We start from the raw sequence: 5,788 nt of genomic DNA on the forward strand, positions 1-5,788 counted from the left end.
GGCCCGTTGGGAGCGGCGCACCCAGGGCCCGCTGCTGGCGCTGGCCGTGCTGTTCGCGATCGCCTACGCCATACCGATCGTGGCCCCGAGGGCTCCGCAGGGCGTCCTCACCGCATGCCACGCCACCAACTGGGCGGTGTGGGCCGCTTTCGCCGCCGACTATCTGGTCCGCCTGTGGCTGGCCGAGGACCGGCTGCGGTTCGTGCGTGGCAATCCGCTGGCGCTGCTGGCCGTGGTGTTGCCGCTGGCCCAGCCGCTGCGGCTGCTGAAGCTGGTGTCGATGCTCTTCCTCGCCGGGCAGCGGGCGCGGATGGCGTCGCAGGTACGGGTCACCACGTACGTGGCGGGATCGTGCCTGGGACTGCTCGTCTTCGGTGCGCTGGCCGTGCTGGAGGTGGAACGGGACGAGCCCGGTGCCTCCATCCACACCCTCGGGGACGCGGTCTGGTGGGCGTTCACCACGATGACCACCGTGGGGTACGGGGACATGGCACCGACCACCGGTCTGGGGCGGATGCTCGCGGTCGGCCTGATGCTGTCCGGCATCGCGCTGCTCGGTGTGGTCACGGCGAACATCGCCGCCTGGTTCATCGCACGGTTCGAGAAGGACGACGTCGAGGAGCGGCGGCAGACCGAGGCGATCCGGGAGCTGACCGACGAGGTGCGGGCGCTGCGCGGGGAGTTGGCGGCGCTCAAGGGGACGCCGGCCGAGTAGCGCGGGACACGAAGGTGGGCCCCCGGTCGCATCGCCGGAGGCCCTTCCCTCGCCGCACTCGGGTCAGATCATGCCCATGCCGGGTGTGGCCGCTCCGGACAGCCAGATGATGGCCAGGAGCGTGTCGATGGCGCCCAGGACCAGGGCGACGACAGCCGCGGTGGGGCGGGAGCCCGACCACGCGCGGCCCATGGCGAGCCAGCCGCAGACCATCGCGGCGGGACCGAGCACGATCCCCAGCACGAAGAAGCCTGCAACAGCGCAGATGACTCCGATGAGTCCGAGCGTCGCGCGATCCGTCCCGGTCCGTGACCACGTCCGGCCACGTGAGCGGGGGTGCCTGCGCGCACCGTGTCCGAAGCTCGCCATCATCAACTCCCGTAAACCCTCGATCGGTTGGGGTTCTTTTCGGGTACGAGATGGCGAGTACCCCGTCCGTGCGCGTTAATCCCGCTGCCTGCGCGCTGCCCCCCTCCGGCAGCGCGCCGCAGCGTCCACCCTCCATGCCCTGCGGAGGACTTGACCCAATGTGACCTGCGGTACGTGCCGAAGGGGAGGGTTCCGCGTTTCCGTTCACCCTGATAGGCGAACGGGCCGCCGGGGACGGTCAGATGTGCGCCGCGCCCGCGCCGGCTTCCGCGTTCTCACCGCGCTTGGTGAGGAACGCGACCAGCACCGCCACCACGGCGACCCCGGCCGCGACGAGCGAGGCCGCGCTCATGCCCGAGATGAACGTGTCGTGCGCGACGCCCGTGATCTTCGCGGCGATGGCGTCCGGCGTGCCCGGCGCCACCGGCGGGACACCGACCTGGACCGCCTCGGAGGCCTGGTGCTCCTGCTCCGGGGTGAGCGGCGGGAGGCCCGCCTTCGCCCAGTTGCCGGCGAGGTCGCTGTTGACCTTGGAGGCCATGACGGCGCCCAGCACGGCCGTACCGAGGCTGCCGCCGATCTGCATCGCGGCCTGCTGGAGACCGCCCGCGACGCCGGAGAGCTCCATCGGGGCGTTGCCGACGATGACTTCGGTCGCACCGACCATGACCGGCGCGAGACCGAGGCCCAGCAGGGCGAACCAGAGCGACATGATGCCGCTGCCGGTGTCCGTCTCCAGCGTCGACATCCCGTACATGGCGATCGCGGTGAGCGCCATGCCGCCCGCGAGCGGGACCCGGGGGCCGAGCTTGGTGATCATCGCGCCGGCGAGCGGCGAGCCGACGATCATCATGCCGGTGAGCGGCAGCAGGTGCAGACCCGCGTCGATCGGGCTCATGCCGTGCACGTTCTGGAGGTAGAACGTCACGAAGAACAGGCCGCCCATGAACGCGATGGCCATCAGCACCATCAGCACGACACCGGCGGACAGCGCCACGGAGCGGAACAGCGCGAGCGGGATCAGCGGCTCCTTCACCTTCGTCTCCCAGAAGGCGAAGAGGGCGAAGCACAGCACCGAGGCGCCGAGGAACGACAGCGTCTTGACGTCGCCCCAGCCCCACTCGGACGGCGGGGCCTTGATGAGCGCCCACACCAGGCAGAACACGGCGGTCGACAGCAGGGCGATGCCCAGCAGGTCGAAGGAGCGCGGGGCGTTCTCGGCACGGTGGTCGAGCAGGATCAGCACGCCGAGGACGACGGCGAGGACACCGACCGGCACGTTGATGAAGAACACCGACTGCCAGTTGACGTGCTCGACGAGCACACCGCCGAGGATCGGGCCGCCCGCGGTGGACGCGCCGATGACCATGCCCCAGATGCCGATCGCCATGTTCAGCTTCTCGGCCGGGAAGGTGGCCCGCAGCAGGCCGAGCGCGGCCGGCATCAGCAGCGCGCCGAACAGGCCCTGCAGGACGCGGAAGACGACGACGAACGCGATGCTGTCGGACAAGCCGATCGCGCCCGAGGCGGCGGCGAAGCCGACGACGCCGATGAGGAAGGTCTGGCGGTGGCCGAAGCGGTCGCCGAGCTTACCCGCGGTGATCAGGGAGACCGCGAGGGCGAGGAAGTATCCGTTGGTGATCCACTGAACCTCGGCGAAGGTGGCGCCGAGGTCCTTCTGGATGGCCGGGTTGGCTATGGCCACGATGGTGCCGTCGAGGGCCACCATCATGACCCCCACAGCGACGGTGATGAGGGTGAGCCAGGGATGCCCTCGCAGCCCCTTGCCCGGCGCCGCGTCCGACGGCGACGCCGGCGCCTTGCCCCCCGACCCCGTCGTGTCGATGGTGGTCTGACTAGTCATACCGCGAGGCTAATGACAGTCGCTGACAATTGACAAACCAAATCACTAGTCGGCAACTGACACGACATCCCCGTATAGCCTGAACTGGGAGAACACTTCGGACGAGAGGCATGTCTTGAACCTGCGCGAGCGCAAGAAACGGCGCACCCGGGACGCACTGCTGCGGGCCGCGCTGGAACTGTTCGCCACGCGCGGGTACGAGGAGACGACCGTCGACGACATCGCCGCCGCCGTGGACGTCTCGCAGCGCACCTTCTTCCGCTACTTCGCCGGCAAGGAGGAGACGGCGTTCTTCGTACCGCGCCTGGCGGAGACCCTCGTCGTCGAGGCCCTGCGCACGCGCCCGCCCGGCGAAGTACCGCTGGAGGCGCTGCGCCGGGCCGTACTGGAGAGCTGGGACGCGATCAGCGAGGCCATCGAGGAGCTCGTGCCGATCGACCTCCACATGCGCGTCTACCGGGTGATCGAGTCGACGCCCGCACTGCTCGCCGCCCATCTGCGGCGGTCGGCGGAGCTGGAGGAGCAGCTCGCGGGCATCATCGCCGAGCGCGAGGAGCTCGACGTGGACGCGGACCCCCGGCCGAGGATCGTCGTGGCCCTCTTCGGCGGGGTGATTCGCGTCACCGAACGGTTGTGGTCCGCGGGGGACGACGTCACCCTCGACGGAATGCGCGAACTCACCACGACATACCTGGATCAGGTGGGTCCCGCACTGGCCGGGAACTGGCGTGCGGAGCAGTCCCCTTAACCCCTCCACCGAAACGTGATCCCGGTCACTTGGTTAACGCGAGACCCTCTCGTTCTCCTAGTGTGTCCTTTCAGTGACTTCCTTCGACACCTCCCCGCAACTGAACGTCTGGCGCGCACTGCTCGCTCTGGCCGTCGTGTTCGTGATGCTGGCGACCACCGGCTGGACGGCCCTGCGCAACCAGCGGGGCGCCACGCCGCTCCACGCCTCGCTCTCCGCCTGGGAGCACGGCCGGATCGGCGGGCACCGGCTGCCGGACCCGCAGTCCGAGCCGACGGAGCTGGCCCGCTTCTTCACCTCGCTCACCGAGCAGGACCGTTCGACGCTGATCCGCAAGTACTCGCTCGCGGTGGGCAACATGAACGGCGCGCCGGTCGAGGTGCGCTACCGCGCCAACCACCTCGCGCTCGCCAAGGCGCGCAAGGTCGAGCGGGAACGCATGCACGACAAGCGTCTCACCCCGGCCGGGCAGCACGAGGCGGGCCGCAGGATGCACCGCTTCGAGGACCTCATGGAGCCGGGCCGTCACATCCTGGCCTTCGATCCGGAGGGCTCGGGCCGGGTGGCGGAGGTGTTCGGCAACCTGCGCAGAGCGGAGCGGGTCTCGGTCGTCGTCCCTGGCGTCGACACCGACCTGCTCACCTTCCAGCGCACCGACCGCAAGTACTCCGCGCCCGTCGGCATGGCCAAGTCCCTGTACGGGGCCGAGCGGAAGGTGAGCCCCTCGACCCGTACGGCCGTGATCGCCTGGGCCGACTACACGGCGCCCAGCGGACTCGGCATCGACTCGGCCACGGCGATGCGCGCCAAGGAGGGTGCCGTACGGCTGAACGCGCTCGTGCGGGCCCTGCCGGGCAGCTCGCCGGTCTCGCTGTTCTGCCACAGCTACGGCTCCGTGGTGTGCGGCGTCGCCGCGCACTCGCTGCCGGGCCGGGTGTCAGACATCGCGGTGGCGGGCAGCCCCGGCATGCGCGTCGAGAACGCAGCCCAGCTGCACATCGACGCCCGGGTGTGGGCGATGCGGGACTCCGACGACTGGATCCAGGACGTGCCCTACCTGGAGGTCGGCGGGCTGGGTCACGGTGCCGATCCGGTGTCCGCCGGGTTCGGGGCGCGGGTGCTGTCGGCCGCGGGTGCGAAGGGCCACGCGGGCTACTTCGAGCCGGGCACGGCAAGTCTGTTCAATTTCGCAGAGATCGGCGTTGGCGCATACCGCTCGGTGCACTGCGCGCACGAAGACGGCGTCTGCCGTACCGGTTTGTCCGGCACGGCGGCGGCCTGACGCGCGTAGCGGCGAAGGAATTGCGGTGTGCTCGGGAGGGGGACGGAGGAGCGCGTGCCGCATACGATGAGCCGCATGGGTGACGTACTGGCCGGATTTCATGCCGCCTGGGAGTTCGAGTCCGACTCCGTGCTCATCCGCTACGAACGGGGGATTCGAACACCCAAGCTCTTCCAGGCCCTCGGGGAACGCCGTGTGCCCCTGGAGGCGATCGCCGGGGTGACGCTGACCCGCGGGAAACGCGGCACGGTCGTCCTGCGCGTGGAACCGCGCCCCGGGGCGGACCCCTTGATGGAGGCCGCGGCCGGGCAGCTGAAGGAGAGCGGCGACCCCTACCGGCTGGTGCTGCCCGCCGACCGGGAGGTCCTGGCGGAGTACTACGCCGACGAACTGCGGACGCTGCTGACAGAGTCCGGACCCGTGGACCGGTTCCTCGTGGAGCCGCCCGAGGGGCCGTTGTCGTTCAAGGCGTACGACGGCAAGGCGACCTTCGACGGACGCACCGTGAACTTCCGGTGGTTCTGGACGGGGGCGTCGTCGGCGAAGTGGAAGGCCGGCGACCAGAGTTTCTCCGTCGGGGACCTGAACGGGGTCGAGTGGCGGTCACCGGAGGTGTTCGAAGGGCATTTGCGGCTTTTGCGCCGGGATGCGGAAGCGTCGGGGGCTCAGGCCGACCAGGATCCCGCGGCGGTGGTGTTCGGGCTCGGCTACGGGCCCGTGCACGAGTCACTGCCGTTCGCGGCGGCGGTGCTGGCCGCGGTGCGGACGTCCGCACCGGTGGCGGCGGGGGCCGCCCCCCCACCCCGCCGG

The 5,788-nt window shown here is 70.2% G+C and carries 6 protein-coding genes; 4 read left to right on the forward strand and 2 right to left on the reverse strand.

Annotated elements, in window-relative coordinates; all coding sequences use genetic code 11:
• On the forward strand, window positions 1-715 hold a 715-nt coding region (locus ABZ281_RS34400; protein ID WP_356661932.1), incomplete at its 5' end, for a potassium channel family protein.
• 63 nt (window positions 716-778) lie between these two features.
• Here the strand turns inward: ABZ281_RS34400 and ABZ281_RS34405 are convergent.
• Together ABZ281_RS34405 and ABZ281_RS34410 are read right to left on the reverse strand one after the other, a co-directional pair.
• Entirely contained in the window at window positions 779-1,087 is a 309-nt protein-coding gene (locus ABZ281_RS34405) for a small hydrophobic protein (RefSeq protein ID WP_356661934.1), read from the reverse strand.
• Window positions 1,088-1,322: 235 nt separating this feature from the next.
• Window positions 1,323-2,948, reverse strand: a complete 1,626-nt coding sequence (locus ABZ281_RS34410; RefSeq protein ID WP_356661936.1) for an MFS transporter — start codon at window positions 2,946-2,948, stop codon at window positions 1,323-1,325.
• 115 nt (window positions 2,949-3,063) lie between these two features.
• Between ABZ281_RS34410 and ABZ281_RS34415 the strand changes: the two genes are divergently transcribed.
• From ABZ281_RS34415 to ABZ281_RS34425, 3 genes are all read left to right on the forward strand, one after another.
• The gene (locus ABZ281_RS34415) at window positions 3,064-3,696 is read left to right on the forward strand and encodes a TetR family transcriptional regulator (protein WP_356661938.1); all 633 of its coding nucleotides are present in this window, start codon (window positions 3,064-3,066) and stop codon (window positions 3,694-3,696) included.
• Between the two features lie 73 nt (window positions 3,697-3,769).
• Complete coding sequence (locus ABZ281_RS34420) at window positions 3,770-4,978, forward strand: alpha/beta hydrolase family protein (RefSeq protein WP_356661940.1); 1,209 nt, start codon at window positions 3,770-3,772, stop codon at window positions 4,976-4,978.
• Between the two features lie 75 nt (window positions 4,979-5,053).
• Window positions 5,054-5,788, forward strand: a 735-nt coding sequence (locus ABZ281_RS34425) for a DUF4429 domain-containing protein (protein WP_356661942.1), incomplete at its 3' end; no start/stop codon positions are given.

The organism is Streptomyces sp. NPDC006265, assembly GCF_040613555.1.
GTDB lineage: Bacteria > Actinomycetota > Actinomycetes > Streptomycetales > Streptomycetaceae > Streptomyces.

Coding starts and splice junctions, on each gene's coding strand:
- ABZ281_RS34405 (WP_356661934.1), bottom strand. CDS start 1,087: ATGATGGCGAGCTTCGGACACGGTGCGCGCAGGCACCCCCGCTCACGT.
- ABZ281_RS34410 (WP_356661936.1), bottom strand. CDS start 2,948: ATGACTAGTCAGACCACCATCGACACGACGGGGTCGGGGGGCAAGGCG.